Here is a 23041-nt window from a genome sequence, read left to right as displayed (position 1 = left end):
TTTTAGTGATGTAATAATTGTAGGTGTAAAAAAAGTTGTAAATAATTGAAAAATAGCTTTTTACCTTGTAATTTTAAGAGCTATGGATAAAAAAAAGAAATTTTATAAAAAAAATAGACTATTATTTTTAGTATTAATATTGTTGAATACGTCTGTGTTTTCACAAGTATTTATTGATTATAGTGATTTTGATACGGGAAATTATGGAGTAAAACCAATGTGGAATAGTGGTGGAACGGGAGTAGAAATTTCTTTTGGTAAATCTTATATACACGACAGCACCGAAACCAATCAAACCCAGTCAGTTCGAATAGCAGGGGATGATTCTGATGAATCATTTATATATACGAATCGAATTAATTTAACAAACTTTGAGGATGTTAATATTTATTTTGGTTATCGAGCAAATAATAACTTTTTAGGAGGTGATTTTAAGATTCAAATCTCCAATGATGATGGAATTACTTGGACTTCAATAAGCCCTAGCCCGTATTCACATGGTTCCGAATTTAATGAAAATATGATTATAAGAGATCAAGAAGTGAATATTTCTAATACAGCTTATGGTCCATTTACAAGTGAAACAAGGTTTAGGTTTTTAACAAATATTACATCTAATTCAAGTGGAAAATTATTGTTAGATGACATCACTATTGAGGGAAATTTAAAGCCAGGTGTTGAAACGAACGATTTAGAACTTTGGTTAAAAGCAGATGCAGGTGTTTACTCCAATGCTGGTGGTACAGTTGATGCTTTAGATACAGATGTGGTAGAAGTATGGGGTGATCAAGAAACAACAATTACTACAACAAATGCAACAAAAGCTGGAACAAGTAATAACGCTATGTATGTAAGCAATGGTATTAATTTCAATCCTGCTGTGAATTTTATAAATGGTGATAATGGTTATTTTGACTTAGATTTGGATGATTTAAATAATACTAATTTCAACATCATTGCTATCGTAAAAAGAGCCAGTGATAAATCTAGTAATTATATTTTAGGAACAACAAGTGATGAAGATTTTAAATCCTTGTCATTTGGATATATATATAATGCTTCAGATGGACCAAGAGCTGAGTTGAGTATAGGGTTTAGTTCTTCGAGGGAAAGTGTAGCTGCATATAACTCTCCAGAGCCTTCTGTATCATTATTAAGAGGGGAAACATTGGCAGTAATTGGAGGAAAAAAAACAATTTATGAATTAAGAGATGCTTCCTCAATAAAAAAAACTTTGACTAAAAATAATGCTTTGCAAGGCTACAACCCTGGTGTATTAGGAAGAGGAAATGGAACTAATGGTTTTCAGGGTTATGTATCTGAAGTAATAACTTATAGCACTACCTTAGATGATGCTGAATTACAAAAAATATACTCATACTTAGCATTAAAGTATGGGATGACGTTAGATAATACAGATGATGTTACCAATGGTGATTATATAGATTCTGATGGGGTTGTAATTTGGGAAGGTTCAAATAGGGATATAGATTATCATTACAACGTTACAGGTATTGGTAAAGATGATTTAAATCGTGGTTTATACCAAAAACAATCTACTTCTCAAAACGCAGAAGCAATAGATATTATTGTTGGGTTGGATGAAATAACAGATACAAATATTAATAATGGGGGGGCGTGTGATGACAAGGAATTTTTAATTTGGGGAAATAATGATGGTGACTATACAGAAACAACACCTTTAACAACTCTAAATTTAAGTGAAGGACTTGGTTCTATGGACCCAACAAATGTTGATTTTTTTAGAATTAATCGCATTTGGAAATTTATTGAAACAGGAAGCATTGATGAAACACAGGTCTATGTACCTGCAGAATTATTTCCTGAGACACCTACACTTGCATATTATATGATTGTTTCAAATGACGAAACATTTGACGAAACAGATGATATTATAGAATTATCAGACTATAAAGCTTCATACGATTTTACAGGTACACAATATGTTACTTTTGGCTATACTCCTTATACAGTTGAAAAGCGTTCTATTTATTTTGATGGAATTAATGATTATATTGATATGGGTGATGTGTTAAATTTAAACCCTTTAGCATTTACTATTTCGGCTTGGGTAAGAAGAGATGTTGGTGAATTAAATGGTTCAATTATCTCGAAAAGAGATCAACCATATGAGAATGGATTTGATTTTAGAATTTTCAAAGATAATTCAGGGAAAGTTCGTTTGAGAATGAGATGGGAGATAGCTAATTCTCACCAAAATTTGAACTCAAATACTGAAATTCCTGAAAATGAATGGCATCACGTAGCAGCAATTTATAGCGAAGGAACGTTGTATTTGTATATAGATGGTGTTGAAGATAAATCAGCTCCAAGAACTGCACTGGAAGATAATGATTTTTCATTTTTAATTGGTGCTGCCAATGGTGCTGCCCCAAATAATTTTTTTAAAGGGAATATCGATGAAGTAAGGATTTGGGATGTAGCACTTTCTGTAGGTGAGTTACGTTATATTATGAATCAAGAAATTGAAGCACATTCTGATGATACAGTAAATGGAACTATAATTCCACAGGATATAGAAAAAAATGATGTTAATACACGCAGTTGGACAACGGATTTAGCTGCTTATTACCCAATGTCTACTTATGCATACCCAGGAGTTTTGATTGATGATTCTGAAAATGGAAATAACGGTATTTTTAAAAATGGATTAAATACTGTTGATACACAATCAGCTCCATTACCTTATGTTTCTGAAAATGATGGAGATTGGGATAATGAAGGTACTTGGTTAAATGGTGATGTTCAAACATTTCCAGGTACAACTTCAATAGTTGATAATTCAGAAACGGTAAACTGGAATATTGTTCAAATCTCTCAAAATACAGTTGTTAATTCTAGCAGAGGAGATGGTAGTGAAATAGAAGTACTAGGCTTAATGATTGATGCTAAAAGTAATTCTTCTGATGATGATGCTGAATTAATATTGGAAGGAAATACTGATTCAGATGGTACTGGAGAAGGTCAAGGTTTAACAGTGACACACTATTTAAAATTAGATGGAATTTTAGATTTAGATGGTGAATCACAGTTAATTCAAACAGAAAATAGCACATTAGATGTAGGAGACTCAGGTGTGCTAGAACGAGATCAGCAAGGGACTGCAGATATTTATTCATACAATTATTGGGGGTCTCCAGTAGGTGTTGAAAAAGAGGCTACAGATAATTTAATAAATGATTACACTTATACTTTAGGAGATGTGTTGTATGATGGATCCGATAAGGTGAATTTTACTTCAAACCTTGATGCAAACCCTTTTAGTACTATATTAAGTGTGTCAACACGCTGGTTGTACAAATACAGTGATTTAACAGGAACATATGCTGAATGGCAACATATTGGTAATTTAGGATCATTAAACGCAGGAGAAGGATTCACCATGAAAGGTACAGGTAAAAATGGAGGTGCATTAGCGTCTTTTCAAAACTACACCTTTAAAGGAAAACCAAATAATGGTACTATAACCTTAGAGGTATCAGCAAATAATATTTATTTAGTTGCCAATCCATACCCATCAGCAATTGATGCTTTTTCTTTTATTAGAGAGAATGGTGAAAGTAGTTTTAAGGATGGTGTAATTTATTTTTGGGAGCAATATGCAAGTACAAGCCATGTATTGGCTCAATACCAAGGAGGGTATGCCGCATTGAATCTTGCAGGTGGAGTTACGGCTTCTATTCCGTTTGGTATATCACCTGATACAGATACAGATCAGGCTTCAAAAACACCTAAGCAATACATTCCGGTGTCTCAAGGTTTTTTTGTTAGAAGTGCCGATGAATCAGATGAAATTGAAATTGTATTTAATAATACACAGCGTGTTTTTGTAAAAGAGTCTGATGATGATAATGGAGATGAAGTATCCGTATTTATGAAATCTAGTAGTTCAAAATCAACATCAAAAGGTGATGTAAGTTTTAGTGATACTAGAGGGAAAATTAGATTAGGTTTTGAAGCACCCCAAGTGGCGCACAGGCAGTTGTTATTAACCATAGACGAAGAAGCAACTGATAGCGTAGATTGGGGATATGATGCCAAAATGTTAGGAGTGGTAGAGGATGATATGTTTTGGGACTTGGGTGATGAAAAATATGTGATACAAGCGACAAATAGCATAACTGGGGATAAAGAAATACCTTTAGGTATTTTGATGGGGAAATCAGGTTTAGCAACTATAAAAATTGATAACTTAGAAAATATTGATGCCAATGTTGAATTGTTTATTAAGGATAAAAGCACTTTACGATTCTATAAAATTAATGAAGAACCTTTTGAAATGAATTTAGAAGCAGGAGAATATTTAGATCGTTTTTCACTGACTTTTAAATCGTATAACAAAGATGAAGAAATTACTGAAGACGAAGGCGAAGTAGGAGGAATAGAAGTGGTTGCCAACTTATCTGTGGTTATGGATAATGATGCAAGTGAATTGCAAATTAGAAATACAACCAATTCAGAAATTACAGAAGTAAAACTATTTAATAGTTTAGGGCAATTAGTGGGCGCTTGGAACCAATATTTAAACAATAGCTATAAAGCATTACCTGTAAACATAAAAGTTACTGGCGTATACATTGTGCAGTTAAAAACAACTACAGGTGTAATAACAAAAAAAGTGCTTGTTGAATAAGAGTACTAAACAATAAAAAAAAGACTATTTTCATTGAAAATAGTCTTTTTTTTATGCAGTAATATTGTTAATTAATGTATAAATAGCAGTGTTTTTAGGTTTAGCTAGTAAATAATCCTTGAACGTTTGAAGCAAAAAGTTTTACTGAAATAGCCAATAAAATAACACCAAAAACTTTTCTAATAATTTTAATACCATTCTCACCAATTATTCTTTCAATTTTTGAAGATGTTTTTAAAACTATATACATGAAAATCATATTTAAAAGTATAGCTATGGCTATATTCATTGTTTCATATTCTGCGCGTAATGATAAAATAGTTGTTAAACTTCCTGGACCGGCAATTAAAGGAAATGCCAAAGGAAATACAGATACCGTTACGGCGTTTGTTTCTTCTTCTTTATAAAGCGAAATTCCTAAAATCATTTCTAAGGCTAAAAAAAATAAAATTAAAGCCCCGGCAACCGCAAAAGAATTCACATCAATACCAATAACATTCAAAATACTTTTCCCTAAAAATAAAAAAGCAATCATAATTATTCCTGCAACCAAAGCAGCTTTTTCAGACTGTATATGTCCTGCTTTTTTTCTAAGATCAATAATAATTGGAACATTTCCAATAATATCTATTACCGCAAACAACACCATTGTAGCGGTAAATATTTCTTTAAAATTTAAACCCATAGTACATTGTATTAAAATTTGGTCGGCAAAAGTAGTTAATCATTTGTTGCGTTTAACAAAAGTATATAAAAAAATAGTTTATTTTTGCGGCATGTTTCAATTAGGAAAAACCATAGTTTCAGAAGACATTATTGAAAAAGAATTTGTCTGTAATTTAAATGCCTGTAAAGGTACTTGTTGTATTGATGGAGAAGCTGGAGCTCCGTTAGAAGAAAATGAACTTCAAATACTGCTTGATATATATCCAAAAGTAAAACCTTTTTTAAGAGAAGAGGGTATTGCAGCCATTGAAGATCAAGGGTTGTTTATTACTTCTGATGGTGAATACGAAACTACTTTAATTGATGGAAAAGATTGCGCTTATGTAATTTTTGACGAAAACAACATTACAAAGTGCGGTATTGAAGAAGCTTATAATCAAGGTGTAATTAAATGGAAAAAACCTATATCTTGCCATTTATACCCGGTTAGAATTATGGAGTACAGTGAGTTTTCAGCTGTAAATTACCATAGTTGGCCAATTTGCGATGATGCTTGCGCTTTAGGAAAAGAACTTCAGGTTCCTGTTTATAAGTTTGTAAAAGAAGCTTTAATTAGAAAATTTGGTAAAGATTGGTATGCTGAATTGGAAAAAGTAGCTGAAACTTATAATAAATAATTTTTTTAATTTATTGATGTAAAGGTTGTTTGTCAACTAGTTACTCTTTTGTACTTTTACAAGTAAAGCTATAAAAGAGATTTTCATCATGTTTATAAACAATAAAAGTCTAAGTAGATTTGTCATTTTAAGTATTGCACTACAATTTGGACTTATTTCCTGTAATTTCACACCAAATATTCAATTGAGTAATACCGTTGCGGTATTGCGTGATAGCTCTAGTTCTAGCGAATTTATTTACAATGAGACTCATAAAAAATGGGAGCGTAATGCTATAAAAAATCATAAATTAGATAGTCTTGTAAAGCAAATAGAAGATTTAAACAACAAAGGAAGCGAGTATAGAGATAATGCACGCTTTAAAGATGCTTTAATTGTTCATTTTAACGCCTTACAGCTTGCTGAAGAAATAAATGATACCGTAAGTATAATAAGAGTTTTAAATAGCATAGGAACCGATTTACGTAGAACATCATCAAACATAGAAGCTTCAGAATATCATTACAGGGCTTTTGAGTTGGCAAGCTATAGTAATAAAAACCTAAAATCAAAAGCTATTGCTATGAATGGCTTGGGAAATATTTTTTTAGAATTGCAGAAGCCAAATGAAGCTGCAAAATATTTTGAAAAATCTTTAGCTATTGAAATTGAATTGAATAGTAAATTAGGTCAAGCTATTAACTACGCAAATTTTGGTGAAGTAATGCGAATGAAAGGCGATTTAAATTCGGCTTTAGACTTTTACCAAAAATCATTAGAAGAAAATAAAAGTATTGGTTCAAACATTGGAATTGCTATTTGTAAAAATGCCATTGGCTCAATTTATTTGGCGCAACAAAAAACAACCGAATCCTTAAAATTAATACGCGAAGCCGTTTCAATATTAGAAAATTCTAAAGATGCATTTCATAAGTTAGAAATGCAGGTTTCATTATGCAAGTCGTTAATTAGTTTAAATCAATTAAAAGAATCTAAATTGTTAATGCAGCAAATTTTTGAAACTTCAAAAAGTATAAATTCTTACAGTAGCCAGCAAACAGCTTATGAATTACAAACCTTATTAAGTAAAAAACAACAAGAATATAAAACTGCTTTAGCAGCAAAAGAGTTAGCTATTGCTTACAGAGATAGTACATTAACTTTAAATAATGAAGTTAAAATATTAGAAATTGAAAATAGGTATAAAAACAAAGAAGCAGTTCAACAAATAAAGTTTTTAATAAAAGAAAAAGCGCTTATTGAAAAAACAAATACCAACCAACGCCGAATTTTCATTCTATTTTCTTTATTAATGAGTTTAATTGTGGTGTTTACCTATTTTATGTATCGCAGTAGAAAACGTGTGAATTTAGAATTGAAAAAAGTGAACCAAATGAAATCTCGTTTTTTTGGAAATGTTTCACATGAATTTCGCACACCATTAACTTTAATTAAAGGTCCGTTAGAAAAATTGCTAGCCAGCAAATTAACTAAAAACCAGAAGGAAGATGCCAAAATGATGTATAGAAATACAGAGCGATTGTTGTATTTGGTAAATCAAATTTTAAACCTTTCAAAAATTGATACTGGAAAATTTAAAATTAAGGCGCAAGAAGCTAATTTGGCAAATGAATTAAAGGGAATTTCAGAATCTTTTGAGTACATAGCTCACACAAAAAAAATAGCATATACAGTTGATATTTTAAACAGTGATAATGTTTGGTACGATATTGAAATTGTTGAAATGCTACTTACCAATATGCTCTCAAATGCATTTAAATTTACACCCGAAAATGGACAAATAACAATTAACGGAGTAAAAGAAGCGGGAAATTATAAGTTGAATATTTCAAATACAGTTGATGAAGGCGTGAGCAAAAACATCAATCAATTTTTTGATAGGTTTTATACAAGCGGATCATCATTTCAAGTAGGAACCGGTATAGGATTGTCTTTAGTAAAAGAATTGTGTAGTATGTATAGAGCAAAGGTTTCCGTAGCTCAAAAAGATAAAAATACCATTGAATTTCAATTGATACTACCAATTTTAAAAGAACATTTTAATTCTTCAGAAATAAGTAACGAGCCTGTTTTCTTAAAAAAAGAAACAGCTATTTTAAAAATTAATTCAACTGACGAAACCAGCGTTGATAAGAACTCGAAAGATGAAATAATGTTAATTGTTGAAGATAATGAAGATATGAGAAGTTACATTGCTAGTATTTTTAGCGATTCATATCAAATTATTGAAGCTAAAGATGGAAAAGAAGGTGTAACGTTGGCACAAAATTATATTCCAGATATTATTGTGTCTGATGTAATGATGCCTAAAGTAAATGGAATTGAATTGTGCAATAGTTTAAAAACAAACTCAACCACCAACCACATTCCTATTATTTTACTAACGGCCGCATCTGAAGAAGAAATGATGCTAAAAGGCTTAAATGAAATGGCCGATGATTATATTACAAAGCCATTTGCAATAAAAATTTTAAAAGCAAAAATTCAAAATTTAAGTAAGGTTAGAAAAACGTTGGCTGCAAAATATAGAGAAGAAATTGTGTTGAAGCCAATGAATCAACTATTGAAATGGGGAAATAATTCGTTTTCAGAAACCTTGAAAAGAGTGTTAGAAAATGAAATTACAAATCCAAAGTTTGGAATTGAAGAGTTTTGTACAATTGCTTCTATGAGTCGTACCCAATTACACCGTAAATTAAAGGCAACTACCGGAATGTCTGCCACAGAATTTATAAGAGTTCATAGGGTTAAAAATGCTTCAGAACTGCTAAAAAATAAAGATGTTGTTATTTCTGAAGTTTGTTTTGCTTCTGGTTTTGAAAGTACCTCATACTTCTCAAAACAATTTAAAATTGTATTTGGATGCTCTCCTTCTGAGTATCAGAAAAAAATTCAAAACAGTTAAATTAAGAGTAAAAAGTATTTTTTATTCATTTATAAAATACTGTATTACAGTATTTTATATTTCAATACACATATGAACGTGCATTTGGAACATTTGGTATAGTACTATTTTTAAACCTAGCATACCTTTAATCTTGAAGATTTAAACAATTTTTAAAATTAAAGATGCCATGAAAACAAACACCAATTTTTACATTAAACTTTTTATTATTGGCTTTCTATTTTGTGCTCCGCAACAAATAGAAGCTCAATTTTTAAAAAAATTGCAAAAACACGCTGAAGAAAAAATTGAAAGAGAAGCACAAAAAAGAGCTGAAAGAAAAGTAGATGAAACTATTGATCAAGGTTTTGATGAAATTGAAGATACAATTGATGGTAAAAACACCTCAATAAATGGAAAAGGAAATTCTGAAAAACAGCAAAATTCTAATACTTCAGCTCCTAATTTTGAGGAAAAATCAACCAATTCATCTGTAAATAATGAAGCGAAAGCTGCAAGTCCGAATGTGGTTTGGAGCCGTTTTGATTTTGTTCCCGGAGATACCGTGATTTTTGAGGATGGACCTAGCATAGACGAAGAAAATGGCGAATTTCCAAGTCGTTGGGATTTATTTCAAGGAGGCGCAGAAATAATGGAAGTTGATAGCGAACCAGTGATAACATTTATTACAGATGTTGGTAATATGCACAGTAAAGGTATTGTACCATATCTAAAAAATTCTAAAGAAGATTATTTACCTGAGGTTTTTACTATTGAATTTGATCTCTTTTTTAATCCTAGTGTATATAATGAGCGTTACTATTTAACTTTTTATGATAGAAAAAATCAACCTAGAAGTGGGACATCTTTAATGACATTTTATGTAAACAAGATATTGTATAAAGCAACTGAAGGATCGTTATCAAATAAAGATAGAACTAATAAAGATGAAGTTGGTGGTTGGCGTCACGTATCAATTGCATATACCAAAGGAAAGTTGAAAGTTTATTTTGAAGATGAGCGTTTAATAAATATACCTCATTTAGAAGGAGATCCTACAGGAATAACATTTTCTGGAGGTTCAGAAAATATGTTTTTCAAGAACTTTCGTATCGCAAATGGTGGTGTAAAGTATTACGATAAAGTGCTTACTGACGGTAAAATTATTGTTAACGGAATTAAATTTGACACCAATAAAGCCACATTAAAACCAGAAAGTATTGGTCCAATAAATAAGATTTTTGAATTAATGCAAAAACAACCTGATCTTAACTTTAGTGTTGAAGGTCATACAGATAGTGATGGTGATGAAGCGCACAATCAAACCTTATCTGAAGAGCGTGGTAAAGCAGTAATGAATCAATTAATTACAATGGGAATTCAGCCTAATAGATTAAAATCTACAGGTTTTGGTGAAAGTAAACCAATAGATAACAACAGTACTCCAGAAGGAAAAGCTAATAATCGTAGAGTTGAGTTTGTTAAATTTTCAGGAAAATCAAACACTACTTCTGCAACTATAAATAGTAGTGAAAATACGGTTTTTGATCAGCTTACTGAAGCAACAATTGAAGCAAAAATGAAAGAATTACCAGATAGTTTTAATATTCCTATTTCCAATAATTCTGGAATTGTAAATGGCAAAGGAACTATTATTTTATACCAAACTTCAGTTGGAGATTATGGAAAATTACAAATTTTAGATGTAGATAAATATACCAATACACTCAACATAAAACATGTGACATATGCCTACAAAGGTGGTGTTAAAAGTAAATCTAACAATCTTCAAATTCAAGGAACTTACACTTGTGATTTAGACAAAGGAACCTCAGAAAATGTTTTACGAAGCGATGAAGACTTTTGGTTTCAAGTTAAAGACAAAAAAAACACGTCTATAAATCCAAAAGAATCAGCAATATTTAAAATTTTAAAATAAGCATTAATCAATTAAAAAAAACGTGATGAAAAAAACAATCAAATTAGTAGCAGCCATTTTATTAGTAAGTTTCACTTTCACATCTTGTGATGATGTAGAAGATCTTATTGATGTAGATTTTAAATCTTCAATTAGCGGAAAATACAACTTGAATTTTGAAGCAGAATCTGAGGAGAAAATTAGCGAATCTTTAACCTTAAATTTAGCTGACAATAGTGATGTTTCAAAATATTTAAGCAAGTTAAAAGAAGTTGAAATAACTAAAATTACCTATGAAATTACAAAGTTTACAGGTGATAATAATGTAGATATGAATGTTGGTTTTTATATGAATGGTAATACCATTGTAGCGCCAACAGAGTATAATTTAAGTAGTGAGTTAGGTGTAGTGTTTGAAATTACAGATAAAACTGTTTTAAACACTGTTTCAAGTACTTTATTAAGTAGTAAAAAAGTTGTTTTAGATCTTAAAGGAGAATATTTAAGTATGGCAGCAGCCACTGCAGAGCTAACTGTTGTAGTTTATTTTAATGCAACTGCAAATCCGCTATAAACATTAAAAACAAAAAAAATGAAAAATATATTTTTATTGGTAGTTGTGTTTCTATTGTCGTTAACATCGTGTTCGCAAAACAGTAAAACAGCTAAAAGTGGTTTTCAAAAATATCCATTTAAATCTGCAGTAATTGAGTATACTATTACAGGAAATTCAACCGGAACAAAAACCATTTATATTGATGATTATGGTTTTAAACAAGCTGAAATCTCTGAAATTACTACTAAAATAATGGGATTTAAAACCAAAGAAAAAGAAGAGGTAATTACCGTTGGATCTGAAATTTTTACAGTAGATCACGAAACAAATAAAGTTGTTAAAACAAACAATCCTTATGCTGAAAAATATGCCGAAAATGTAGGTGAAGATTATATTAAAACAGGTGAAGAGGTGTTAATTAGTTTGGGGTTTGAAAAAATTGGAAACGAAACTATTTTAGGTAAAAATTGTACTATTTGGAAAGGTATGAGTACAATTTGGGCTTGGAAAGGAGTGGTTTTAAAAAGCGAAACAAATTTAATGGGAATGCGTATTGTTGAAACTGCAACAAGTATAAAAACAGCTGTGAATATTGATGCAGATAAGTTTATTGCTCCCACAAATTATGCTGTTGAAGAAATTGAAATGGCAGGCGCAAATAATGTTTTTTCTGAATTTGAAAATGCAAATGAAAGCCTAACAGACGAGGATAAAAAAATGATGAAGGAAGTTCAAAAAATGTCTTTTGAAGATTTTAAAAAAATGATGAAAAAGGAAGATCCTGAAATTTCAGATGAAGAAATTAAGAACGTGTATAGAATGATGAAGACATTTGGAAATAATTAAAAAAGTAATCTATGAAAAACTATAAATTAACTTTCTTATTTCTATTGTTTTCAATAATGTTATGCGTTGCGCAAGAAGATAAAATTATTGGAGAATGGCTTTTAACAAAAGTTGAAGTTGGCGATAAAATTGAGCAACCTTACTATATCACAAACTTCAGTAAAAATGGTCATATGATTGTGATGGGAATGGGTGCCGGTACTTGGGAATTTGATAAAAAAGCGAATAAAATTGTAATGAAATCTGAGCTTGATAAAGATTTTAATGGAGACAATAGTATAATTTCTATTTCAAATAAAGAGCTTGTTGTTACAAAAGATGAAGCTAAATTATATTACCTTAAAGTTGACCAAAAGAACATTGAAAGTGAAAACAAAGCTTCTGGATTTGTTGGTGAGTGGAAATTGATAAATGAAACAAATCAAACGCAATTGCTAAAAATTGAACTTCCTAATTTGTTTACATTTAACGAAATATTAGAAGTTTCATCAACTACAACTACGGGAACTTGGATGTACAATTCAAAAGAAAAAAAGGTGATTTTTATTGGAAGAACACGCCTTTTTGATGGTGAAAGTACGGTGAAAGAAATTTCAGAAAATAAATTTATAATTGACCATAATGGGCTCGAAATAATGGGTGAAAAAAACACTTCAAATGTGACTATTGAGCGTTTAAACTTCACTTTTGAAGATTTACCTGAAGAGTCTACTGAAGATTCACCTTGGACAGATTTTGATGTTTTATTAAATAAATTAAGCAATGTAAAACACTTAAAATACAAACAAGGGCGACTAATAAACGGTACTAATTCTTTTGTTTATTCAACGTTGCTATCAACTGTCAAGGTAAATTCTAATGATAGAAGGGTGCATCTTAATAATTTTAGTATCACTCAAAATGACACATTGCAATACTCAGAAAGTGTTAAAGGATATTTATATAATGAGTATAACAACTTTTTTCCACAGGAAGAACCTTACCCTTTTAAAGTAATAAATACTGAACCAGTTACGGTTGCTGCAGGAACTTTTAACTGTAAAATTGTTGAAGGTTTTGAAGGTGATTCAAAAATTAAATTTTGGATGATTATTGATCAACCTGGTGTGTATGCTAAAATAATTCGAGAAGAGATTGATCCGTTTGGTGATCTAGATTATTTAGTGATTGAATTAGAAGAAATAAAATAAGCAACAAGTTTAGTCGTCCCCATTTAATTTCATTTTAAAAAGCCTATGAAAAAACTAATTTTTATGTTGCTTGCATTTGTTGTATTTCAGCACGAAATTAAATGCCAAGAAACAGCATTGGATTTTGAAATTCCTAAAGAATTTTTCAATGAAATGTTTAGAGATCCTTCAAGTCAGTATTTGGTAGCTTGGCACGGAGGTGTTCGTGCAATTGTTAAAAATCAATCAGGTCAAGAAATTCAAATTGATGGTGTTATTGGTATTGTTGAAGATTATTTAAATGCTGAACTTACCAAATTAAATAGAAGACAATTTAAATTCAATTTACAAACACCCGCTAAAAGAATTACCACGCCTAATGGTACAACTTGGGCAGCACATTGTGGATACAATCCTTACAGCGGAATATCTTATAATGATATTATGAGTGGTTCTCTTGCAGGTTGGCCTGCTGAAATTACTTCAGAAGTTTGGGCGCAAAATGTTTCAAAAAAGCACACAGTAAAAGGAACTTACAAAAATGCATCAACAGGTAAAACTGAAGCTGTTTCAGTGTATTTTAATGCCAATTCTACCTATTATTTTCATGAAATTAAACCACAAAGTTTAAAAGGAGAAATTAATCGTGACGATGATTATAACGCTTGTGGAAAAATTGCAATGAGGCGTTTAGGTCCTGGTAATAAAGATTTCAAAGATGAGACAGATGTGGAAGGGGGAAAATTTGAATTTACCAATCAGCTTTTTATGGGTGATTATCAAGTGCAATTTTTTTGGTTAGATGGAGTGTATCAAGAATTAGAAAGTTATACTGTGTATAACCCTTTTGGAGTGCTTCCTGAAGAGTTTACATATGAGCTTAAAACATTTGTAGGTGAAATTAATGGAACTTTAGTGGATGAGGAAACTAAAGACCCTGTAAAAAATCAAAAAGTAACCTTAAAACCTGCTTGTGAATCGTCTAATTTACCTAAAAAAGAGGCTGTATCTGATAAAGATGGAGAGTTTAAATTTACTGAAGTTCCAAACGGAGTTTATTGGGTGGTTACCAAAGGCGCCAAAGATACACAGGCCGGATTGACAAAAAGTTCAACTTTAAGATTGCCAGAAATAGAAGTTAAAAAGAATGCTAAATATGATATTTACGTTCATTATTATGCGCCTAAATTTGCGACTGTTAAACTAGTTTGGAGAAATGCTACAATTAAATTTCCTGAAGATGATGAGGAAATTCAATTTTTTGATATGATGGCATTTAGAAATAGTGGTGACTACGAAAATCCAACAGGAACGGATGGTGAACCATTAAAAATTCCATATGCAACGGTAATTCCAGGTATTGGTAAACAAACTTTATATGGTTGGCCAGAGAGTGAAAGTGCAACGCCAGAAATTATTTCTATTAGATCTTTAGGAGATAGTAAATCAATGATAAAATTTAAAGTAAACCTTGATGAAGACGCTTTAAATTCTTGTAATATTTCACAAGATAACAATGGCCCAATATACTTTGATTTAAATTTTGATCTTTTTGGTATGTATGATGCTGGTGAAGACCTTTGGATGCAAGTTGATGTTGGGTGTAAAGAAGATAAAGAATGGAATGCTACAAAAGGGAACTCTTTAAATGGTTACCCTTTAGCTTTTAAACGGCATAATTTTACAGATGCTGAAATTGAGAAGTTTAAAAATAGTGAAGAGTTAGCGGTATTTTTAACAGGACACAAAGCGACCCTAAAAATTGAATTTAAACCTTTAGAAAATGAATAAGATTATTTATACAATAGTTGTGTTGTTATTTACAACTTTGGGCTTTTCTCAAAAAGATAAAACCAATGAAAATATTGATGAAATTCAAGAAAACTATATGAAGTCAAACAAGAAAATGATTGATGAGGCTTCACCAATGATTGAGTTTTTCATGAAGTATCAAGATAGTACTGAAAATCCAACACAAGGAGATTTTAACAAATTAATGTCTGTTTATGGTGTAAAAAAACCTACAAAAGGAATGACAGAAGAAGATGCTTTTTCCTTGATCAATGGTTACATTACTGCTTCTGAAGGAGAAAAAAAACAAAAGGAAGATGAAGAAATTGATGAAACTCAGAGCATAAATGATTCACAAGACGAAAAAACAGAAGAGGAAAAATTAAAGGAAGAAGCTGAAGAACAATTGCCAGGGCAAATGAATGCTGTTATTGGTGGTATTTCATACGAAGATTTTAAAAAGCTGATGCTTACGGCAAACCCAAACGCCACAGAGTCTCAAATACGAAAAGAATATCAAAAATTACTAAATACTAGGTTTTAGGTTGATTTTCAGTTAATTATGTGTATATATTTGTAAAAAATAGATATTTTATTTAAAAATAATGAATTATATTTACCATACAATTTAAAGCAATACTTAATTTAATAAGTTATTGCATACAACAAATAACTACTAACTATAAAAACAAAAACTATGAAAACATTATTTAAAAATCTAGCAATTTTAGCCATTTTAGTAAGTCCAATAATCTCTTGTGATGAACTTGAAGACTTGGTTGATGTTGAAAAAAGCGTTGTATTATCAGAGAATTTTACGGTTGATTTAAAAGGAGGTGATGATTCTTTTGAATCTCAAGATTTAGACATTAGTATTTTAACAAGCGCGATTGAACCTTATGCAGATTTATTAAAAAAAGTAGAAATTGAAAAAGTTACATTTCAAATTTTAAATTACAGTGGCGATGATGCAGCTGAATTTGAAGTGAAGTTTAGTGGAGACGGAACTTTGTTTATGGATGAGAGTTTTGTAGCGTCTACAGCAGCATCTAATAATACAATTTTTGAAGTAAGTGATTCAACAGGATTGAATACTTTGGCCTCAAAATTATTAAACAATGATAAAGTAACTATTGCTTTTAGTGCTGAATCAAAAAATTTAGAAAATCCTGCGAGTTTTACAGTACAAGCAAAATTTTATATTGAAGTAACTGCAAATCCGCTTAATTAAGGTTTCGTTTTGTTATAAAAAATCTTTTAAAACGGGTTGTTTAAAAAGTGTGAATTTAAAATCTTATAGTACTAATAATTAAGTAGTATAAGAACCTAAAATAAAGTTTAGGTTGATAAAAATTATACTTTTTGAACAGCCTTTTTTTATGCCTTTTAGTTAAGTAAGCCCTTATTTTTTTGCTGTAATAAAACTATAAAAGTAGTGGTTTTTAAAAATTATAATTGATTGATAATCAATATTTAGGACTTATTAATCGTTTATTTAAAAACAGTTAAAAATGTTAAGAACTTACTTCTAAATGTGAATAAGTCTCGTAATTTTATATCTAAATTTTTCCAATCTTTGTTTCTCTCATTCGAGACCAATTTCAACTAACTAATTCAAAAAAAACAAGAGCTATAATGTCGTTTATTGAGCCTATCTTACAAGAAAATAAAGATCGATTTGTAATTTTTCCTATTCAACACCAAGATATTTGGGAATGGTATAAAAAACAAGAAGCAAGTATTTGGACTGCTGAAGAAATTGATTTACACCAAGATGTTATAGATTGGGAGCAAAAATTAAACGATGATGAGCGCTATTTTATCAAACATATTTTAGCCTTTTTTGCAGCTTCAGATGGAATTGTAAATGAAAATTTAGCCGAAAATTTTGTAAGTGAAGTGCAATACTCAGAAGCAAAGTTCTTTTATGGTTTTCAAATAATGATGGAAAATATACACTCTGAAGTATATTCATTATTAATTGATACTTATGTAAAAAATGAAGCTGAAAAAGATGAATTGTTTAGAGCAATTGAAGTTTTTCCGGCAATAAAATTAAAAGCTGATTGGGCTTTAAAATGGATTGAAAGTCCAAGTTTTGCTGAACGTTTAATTGCATTTGCTGCAGTTGAAGGAATTTTCTTCTCAGGAAGTTTTTGCTCTATTTTTTGGTTGAAAAAAAGAGGTTTGTTGCCAGGTTTAACATTTTCAAACGAGTTAATTTCCCGTGATGAAGGATTGCATTGTGATTTTGCGGTGCACTTGCACAACAATCATATTGTAAATAAAGTACCAAAAGAACGTATTAAAGAGATAATTGTAGATGCTTTAGATATTGAGCGAAAGTTTATAACAGAATCTTTACCTGTTAGTTTAATTGGTATGAATGCCAAATTAATGACACAATATTTAGAGTTTGTAACTGATAGATTATTGATTGAGTTTGGATGTGATACTGTGTACAATGTTTCTAACCCATTTGATTTTATGGAAATGATTTCTTTAGAAGGAAAAACAAATTTCTTTGAAAAACGTGTTTCTGAATATCAAAAAGCAGGTGTAAAAAGCGGTACAGGAACAGGAGAAATTAGTTTTGATGCTGATTTTTAAATAAAAGCTATTTAAATATAATTCAACTATAATTTGAATTTAATTCAATAAAAACCAATGTGTTGTACATACTTGGTTTTCAACCATATTAATTAACTAAAAAAACCGAAGTGTAACCTATGTTTGTATTAAAAAGAGACGGAAGAAAAGAACCTGTGATGTTTGATAAAATCACAGCTAGAGTAAGAAAAATGTGTTATGGATTAAATAGCTTAGTTGATCCTGTAAAAGTTGCAATGCGAGTTATTGAAGGTTTATATGACGGAGTTACAACTTCAGAATTAGATAACCTTGCCGCTGAAACTGCCGCAACTATGACAGTTCAACATCCAGATTATGCACGTTTAGCTGCTAGAATTGCCGTTTCTAACTTACATAAAAATACCAAAAAAACATTTTCTGATGTTATGACGGATTTATACAATTATGTAAATCCTAGAACCGGAAAAAAAGCACCATTAATTTCAGACGAGGTGTATAAAGTTATCATGGATAACGCAGCAAAACTTGATTCAACCATTATTTATAATCGCGATTTTGGGTACGATTATTTTGGGTTTAAAACCTTAGAGCGTTCTTATTTGTTAAAACTAAATAGTGAAATTGCTGAAAGACCACAGCATATGTTAATGCGTGTTGCCGTTGGAATTCACCTAAATGATATTGATGAAGCCATTGAGACATATGAATTAATGTCTAAAAAAATATTTACGCACGCTACACCAACGTTGTTCAATTCTGGAACTCCAAAACCACAAATGTCATCATGTTTTTTACTTCAAATTCAAGATGATAGCATTAATGGTATTTATGACACTTTAAAACAAACAGCTATGATTTCGCAATCTGCTGGAGGTATTGGGTTGTCTATTCATAATGTACGTGCAACCGGTTCTTATATACGTGGAACTAATGGAACTTCAAACGGAATTGTACCAATGCTAAAAGTGTATAATGATACGGCTCGTTATGTAGATCAAGGTGGTGGAAAACGTAAAGGTTCTTTTGCAATTTATATGGAACCTTGGCACGCTGATGTTTTTGACTTTTTAGATTTACGCAAAAATACGGGTGCTGAAGAAATGCGTGCGCGTGATTTGTTTTACGCTATGTGGATACCAGATTTGTTTATGAAACGTGTTGAGCAAAATGGAGATTGGACATTAATGTGTCCAAATGAATGTCCGCATTTATTTGATACGTATGGTGATGAGTTTGAGAATTTATATACCGGTTACGAAAAAGTTGGAAAAGGGCGTAAAACTATTAAAGCACGTGAACTTTGGGAGAAAATTTTAGAAGCTCAAATTGAGACTGGAAACCCTTATATGCTGTATAAAGATGCTGCAAATAGAAAGTCAAATCAAAAAAATTTAGGAACCATTCGTTCTTCAAATTTATGTACTGAAATTATGGAATATACAGCAAAAGATGAGGTTGCTGTGTGTAACTTGGCATCTATTGCAATACCAATGTTTATTGCTGAAAATGAGAATGGCGAGAAATTTTTCGACCATAAAAAACTATTTGAGGTAACTAAAAAAATTACACGAAATTTAGATACAGTAATTGACCGTAATTATTATCCGGTAAAAGAAGCTGAAAACTCTAATTTCCGTCATAGACCAGTAGGTTTAGGAATTCAAGGTTTGGCTGATGCTTTTATAATGTTGCGTTTACCATTTACTAGCGATGCAGCTAAAAAGTTAAATGAAGAAATTTTTGAAACTATTTATTTTGCTGCAGTAACTTCTTCTATGGAAATTGCAAAACTAAAAGGAACGTATTCAACATATGAAGGTTCACCAATGTCTAAAGGAGAATTTCAGTTTAATATGTGGGGCGTTTCTGAAGACGATTTAAGTGGTCGTTGGGATTGGAAAGCACTTAGAGAAAAAGTGTTAGAAAATGGCGTTAGAAACTCGTTATTAGTAGCGCCAATGCCAACAGCATCAACTTCGCAAATACTTGGAAATAACGAAGCTTTTGAGCCGTATACGTCAAATATTTATACACGTAGAGTTTTAAGTGGTGAATATATTGTTGTGAATAAGCATTTGTTAGAAGATTTGGTAGAGCTTGGCTTATGGAACAACGAAATGAAAGAGAGTATAATGCGCGCTAACGGATCTGTTCAGCATATTGATGTTATTCCTCAGGAATTAAAAGATCTGTACAAAACGGTGTGGGAAATGAGTATGAAAGATATTATTGATATGTCTCGCCAAAGAGGTTATTTTATTGATCAATCTCAATCGTTGAATTTGTTTATGCAAGATGCCAATTACTCTAAATTAACATCTATGCATTTTTACGCTTGGAAAAGTGGTTTAAAAACAGGGATGTATTATTTAAGAACAAAAAGTGCAGTGAACGCTATTCAATTTACAGTTTCAAAAGAAAAGAAAGTTGAAGATGCGCCTTTAACACCTCAAGAGTTAAAAGAAATGCTAATAGCTTCACAAAACAATCCTGATGATTGTGAAATGTGTGGTTCATAAATAAGTGATCTAAAAACGTAAAAAACCCTGTTAACTACAACTGTTAACAGGGTTTTTTCTTTTAAAAGTTATGTGGCTTTTATTTCTTATTTGAATACAATTCTAATAAGTCCATAGTTGCTTTTATTAAATCTTCAGTTTCTAATAAAATACTAAAGTAAAGCGTAGTGTTTTTAGGGCTAGATTCTGTTGTTCTAGTACGTTCAACTTGTTTTTGAGCGTAAGCAGAAACATCATTTAATAAGCCTTGTTTTTCTTCAATAAGAGCTTCAATTTTATCAAATGCTCTTTCATCAAAAATGGTTCTTATTTTACCAAATAAATGATTTAGTTTTTCATCTATTTCTTTTAATTCTTTAGCTTGATTTACTTTTAAACCTTTGTGGTTATTGTTAATGTGTTTATGGCTTACTTTTGAAATAAACGAAACAGATTGTGCAATATCTTGTAAATCTCCAATTACATCAATATAAAATTTACTTGCGCTAATTGATGATTCATCAAGGTTTTTAATAAAATAGAAAATATTGTTTTGTAAATCTTCAATTTCATTTTCTAATTTAACAACTGTATTTTTAGCTTTTTTAAGTGTAGATAAATTTTCTTTAATTAAACCGTTAATAGTGTTTTCATTAATTTTACTTACACGTTTTAATACTTTTGAAATATTATCGGCGCTTTCTTCAATAACTCCTTTTACAGATTTACTTTCAGCATTACTTAAGCTATCTTCAGCTTTAATTTCTTTTGTTTTTTTAAGGTGGTTTAAAGAGTTTCTAATTAATAAAACAACAGCTATTAATAATAAAATAGCAATCATTGTAGCACCTCCTAAAGAAATTAAATAAGCAGCAATACCTGCAGCCATAAATGCGCTTAAAGCCGTAAAAAACCAACCTCCAATAACATTTAATACACCTGCAACTCTATACACTGCACTTTCAGTTCCCCAAGCTCTATCTGCTAATGAAGTACCCATAGCAACCATAAACGTAACGTAAGTTGTAGATAACGGTAATTTATATGATGTAGCAATTGATATTAATACACCTGCAACCATTAAGTTTACCGCAGCACGTACTAAATCAAATGCAGGTAATTCATGAGTTTTACCTTGTGTTAATTTAATAACAGGTTTTTCAAATTGTTTTTCAATTTTATTTTGAACAGCATCTGGTATAATTGCTGAAAAATATCTTGAAGTTAAAATAGAACCTCTAACTAATATTCTTGATAAGAAAGTAGGTTCAAATCGTTCTTTTGTATCACTTTGGCTAGATAAATCTAAAGAAGTTTTTACCACATTTTTAGATTTTGAAGAAAACCATAATGTTAATACCATTACCATTCCGGCAATAAATAATAACAAGGTTGGAGTAGGTACTTTTTTACCTAAAATATCCATTGCAAATTCAGTTGCAGGAACTCCTGATCCAATCCAAGCTTCATATGACTGCCAAGCAGCAATAGGAACTCCAATAAAGTTTACTAAATCATTACCAGCAAATGCCAATGCCAATGCAAAAGTACCAACTACAATAATAATTTTATAAATGTTAGTTTTAAATACTGTTATTAAAAGGAAAGATAAAGCAGACCAAATAACAAAACTTACAGCAACAATTGAAATTACATTATTTTCTAAAAAATCTTTTATAGTAGCACCACCAATTATATCAAAACTTTGTTTTGCTATATCAGCTCCTTTAATTCCTTTCATAAGAATAAAATAAACAATAGCAGTTAATGCAACTCCACCAAATAAGGCTCCTACCCATTTTGCTTTTTTCTCAAAATTAAATGATAATAATATACGTGAAATATATTGTACCAATGCACCAACAGAAAATGCAACTACTACAGAGAGCAGAATTCCAAAAATAATCTGTGTAGCTTTATCGGTATTAATGTAATTAGTAACTCCAGAGAAATCACCTCCATCAGCACCAATTTTAATCAATGCAACTGCTACAGCAGCACCCAATAACTCAAATACAATTGAAACTGTAGTTGATGTTGGCATACCTAATGAGTTGAAAAAATCTAGTAATAAAATATCAGTAATCATTACGGCCATGAAAATAATCATGATGTCACTAAACATAAACATGCCGGGATTAAAAATACCTTTACGAGCTACTTCCATCATACCGCTTGAAAAAACGGCCCCGCAAGCTATACCAATACTAGCAACTATCATTATAGTTTTAAATGATACCGCTTTTGAACCAATTGCTGAATTTAAGAAGTTTACAGCGTCATTACTTACTCCCACAACTAAATCGGCAATAGCCAAAATAGCAAGAGCAACAATCATTAATAAATAAATGTTATCCATTTTTAAGATTTTTAAAAAGTAAATGTAATAAGTTAATTGAATTTATACTAAATAAATACCCTATATGTTTGAAATTCATACAGAAGAAGTTGGTTGAAGAATTTATAAAAATCCCTTTTGTGGTTTTCAATTTAGTACGTGTTATTTAAAAAGCAAAGAACTAAAAGATTTATGGATCTAATGTTAACTTTACGTTAACATTAGATCTTAATTATGTTGCATGACAAAAAGGTGGTCTTAAAAAAAAGCCACCTAAACTTTGGTTCATTATTCATCAAATATCAATTAAATTGTAGATTTAGATGTAACCTAAACATTAAATGATTATTAAATTCTTGGTTGTAACTTAAAATAATTTGTGTTTTATAATTTAATTTTTAGCTGTAAGTTTATACAACTCATTCCCTGAT

14 protein-coding genes are annotated in these 23041 nt (G+C 30.6%); 12 read left to right on the top strand and 2 right to left on the bottom strand.

Annotated elements, in window-relative coordinates:
* Window positions 1-82: 82 nt before the first annotated feature.
* Complete coding sequence (locus ACFQ5N_RS03230; protein WP_386807705.1) at window positions 83-4675, top strand: LamG-like jellyroll fold domain-containing protein; 4593 nt, start codon at window positions 83-85, stop codon at window positions 4673-4675.
* Window positions 4676-4775: 100 nt separating this feature from the next.
* Here the strand turns inward: ACFQ5N_RS03230 and ACFQ5N_RS03225 are convergent, their stop codons facing one another.
* A complete protein-coding gene (locus ACFQ5N_RS03225) occupies window positions 4776-5360 on the bottom strand; it encodes a MarC family protein (RefSeq protein ID WP_386807704.1) in 585 nt (194 codons plus the stop codon).
* A 91-nt stretch (window positions 5361-5451) separates the two neighbouring features.
* Between ACFQ5N_RS03225 and ACFQ5N_RS03220 the strand changes: the two genes are divergently transcribed.
* From ACFQ5N_RS03220 to ACFQ5N_RS03170, 11 genes are all read left to right on the top strand, one after another.
* The gene (locus tag ACFQ5N_RS03220) at window positions 5452-6018 is read left to right on the top strand and encodes a DUF3109 family protein (protein ID WP_386807703.1); all 567 of its coding nucleotides are present in this window, start codon (window positions 5452-5454) and stop codon (window positions 6016-6018) included.
* Between the two features lie 88 nt (window positions 6019-6106).
* Window positions 6107-8923: a hybrid sensor histidine kinase/response regulator transcription factor gene (locus ACFQ5N_RS03215; RefSeq protein WP_386807702.1), complete on the top strand. Its 2817-nt coding sequence runs from the start codon at window positions 6107-6109 to the stop codon at window positions 8921-8923.
* A 169-nt stretch (window positions 8924-9092) separates the two neighbouring features.
* On the top strand, window positions 9093-10841 hold the full coding sequence (locus tag ACFQ5N_RS03210) for an OmpA family protein (protein WP_386807701.1): 1749 nt from the start codon (window positions 9093-9095) through the stop codon (window positions 10839-10841).
* A 25-nt stretch (window positions 10842-10866) separates the two neighbouring features.
* Window positions 10867-11394: a hypothetical protein gene (locus tag ACFQ5N_RS03205; RefSeq protein ID WP_386807700.1), complete on the top strand. Its 528-nt coding sequence runs from the start codon at window positions 10867-10869 to the stop codon at window positions 11392-11394.
* A gap of 18 nt (window positions 11395-11412) precedes the next feature.
* Window positions 11413-12222 (top strand): hypothetical protein, encoded by an 810-nt coding sequence (locus tag ACFQ5N_RS03200; RefSeq protein ID WP_386807698.1) that lies wholly within the window; start codon window positions 11413-11415, stop codon window positions 12220-12222.
* A gap of 11 nt (window positions 12223-12233) precedes the next feature.
* Window positions 12234-13412, top strand: a complete 1179-nt coding sequence (locus ACFQ5N_RS03195) for a hypothetical protein (RefSeq protein WP_386807696.1) — start codon at window positions 12234-12236, stop codon at window positions 13410-13412.
* Window positions 13413-13457: 45 nt separating this feature from the next.
* Window positions 13458-15182 (top strand): MSCRAMM family protein, encoded by a 1725-nt coding sequence (locus tag ACFQ5N_RS03190; RefSeq protein ID WP_386807694.1) that lies wholly within the window; start codon window positions 13458-13460, stop codon window positions 15180-15182.
* The gene (locus tag ACFQ5N_RS03185) at window positions 15175-15726 is read left to right on the top strand and encodes a hypothetical protein (protein WP_386807693.1); all 552 of its coding nucleotides are present in this window, start codon (window positions 15175-15177) and stop codon (window positions 15724-15726) included. Before ACFQ5N_RS03190 ends, ACFQ5N_RS03185 begins: the two co-directional genes overlap by 8 nt.
* A 153-nt stretch (window positions 15727-15879) precedes the next feature.
* Complete coding sequence (locus tag ACFQ5N_RS03180) at window positions 15880-16413, top strand: hypothetical protein (RefSeq protein WP_386807691.1); 534 nt, start codon at window positions 15880-15882, stop codon at window positions 16411-16413.
* A gap of 404 nt (window positions 16414-16817) precedes the next feature.
* A complete protein-coding gene (locus ACFQ5N_RS03175) occupies window positions 16818-17792 on the top strand; it encodes a ribonucleotide-diphosphate reductase subunit beta (RefSeq protein ID WP_386807689.1) in 975 nt (324 codons plus the stop codon).
* 119 nt (window positions 17793-17911) lie between these two features.
* Window positions 17912-20293: a ribonucleoside-diphosphate reductase subunit alpha gene (locus ACFQ5N_RS03170; protein ID WP_386807688.1), complete on the top strand. Its 2382-nt coding sequence runs from the start codon at window positions 17912-17914 to the stop codon at window positions 20291-20293.
* Between the two features lie 79 nt (window positions 20294-20372).
* Here ACFQ5N_RS03170 and ACFQ5N_RS03165 read toward each other — a convergent pair whose 3' ends face one another.
* Complete coding sequence (locus ACFQ5N_RS03165; protein ID WP_386807687.1) at window positions 20373-22631, bottom strand: inorganic phosphate transporter; 2259 nt, start codon at window positions 22629-22631, stop codon at window positions 20373-20375.
* Between the last annotated feature and the right edge of the window lie 410 nt (window positions 22632-23041).

Source organism: Lutibacter holmesii (assembly GCF_042679665.1).
GTDB lineage: Bacteria > Bacteroidota > Bacteroidia > Flavobacteriales > Flavobacteriaceae > Lutibacter > Lutibacter holmesii.
Note: the sequence above shows the minus strand (reverse complement) of the source record. Positions and strands in the feature narration are given on the sequence as shown.

Bases quoted from the DNA above. Each gene is read 5' to 3' on its own strand.
- ACFQ5N_RS03230 (WP_386807705.1), top strand. From the start codon at position 83: ATGGATAAAAAAAAGAAATTTTATAAAAAAAATAGACTATTATTTTTA.
- ACFQ5N_RS03225 (WP_386807704.1), bottom strand. From the start codon at position 5,360: ATGGGTTTAAATTTTAAAGAAATATTTACCGCTACAATGGTGTTGTTT.
- ACFQ5N_RS03220 (WP_386807703.1), top strand. From the start codon at position 5,452: ATGTTTCAATTAGGAAAAACCATAGTTTCAGAAGACATTATTGAAAAA.
- ACFQ5N_RS03215 (WP_386807702.1), top strand. From the start codon at position 6,107: ATGTTTATAAACAATAAAAGTCTAAGTAGATTTGTCATTTTAAGTATT.
- ACFQ5N_RS03210 (WP_386807701.1), top strand. From the start codon at position 9,093: ATGAAAACAAACACCAATTTTTACATTAAACTTTTTATTATTGGCTTT.
- ACFQ5N_RS03205 (WP_386807700.1), top strand. From the start codon at position 10,867: ATGAAAAAAACAATCAAATTAGTAGCAGCCATTTTATTAGTAAGTTTC.
- ACFQ5N_RS03200 (WP_386807698.1), top strand. From the start codon at position 11,413: ATGAAAAATATATTTTTATTGGTAGTTGTGTTTCTATTGTCGTTAACA.
- ACFQ5N_RS03195 (WP_386807696.1), top strand. From the start codon at position 12,234: ATGAAAAACTATAAATTAACTTTCTTATTTCTATTGTTTTCAATAATG.
- ACFQ5N_RS03190 (WP_386807694.1), top strand. From the start codon at position 13,458: ATGAAAAAACTAATTTTTATGTTGCTTGCATTTGTTGTATTTCAGCAC.
- ACFQ5N_RS03185 (WP_386807693.1), top strand. From the start codon at position 15,175: ATGAATAAGATTATTTATACAATAGTTGTGTTGTTATTTACAACTTTG.
- ACFQ5N_RS03180 (WP_386807691.1), top strand. From the start codon at position 15,880: ATGAAAACATTATTTAAAAATCTAGCAATTTTAGCCATTTTAGTAAGT.
- ACFQ5N_RS03175 (WP_386807689.1), top strand. From the start codon at position 16,818: ATGTCGTTTATTGAGCCTATCTTACAAGAAAATAAAGATCGATTTGTA.
- ACFQ5N_RS03170 (WP_386807688.1), top strand. From the start codon at position 17,912: ATGTTTGTATTAAAAAGAGACGGAAGAAAAGAACCTGTGATGTTTGAT.
- ACFQ5N_RS03165 (WP_386807687.1), bottom strand. From the start codon at position 22,631: ATGGATAACATTTATTTATTAATGATTGTTGCTCTTGCTATTTTGGCT.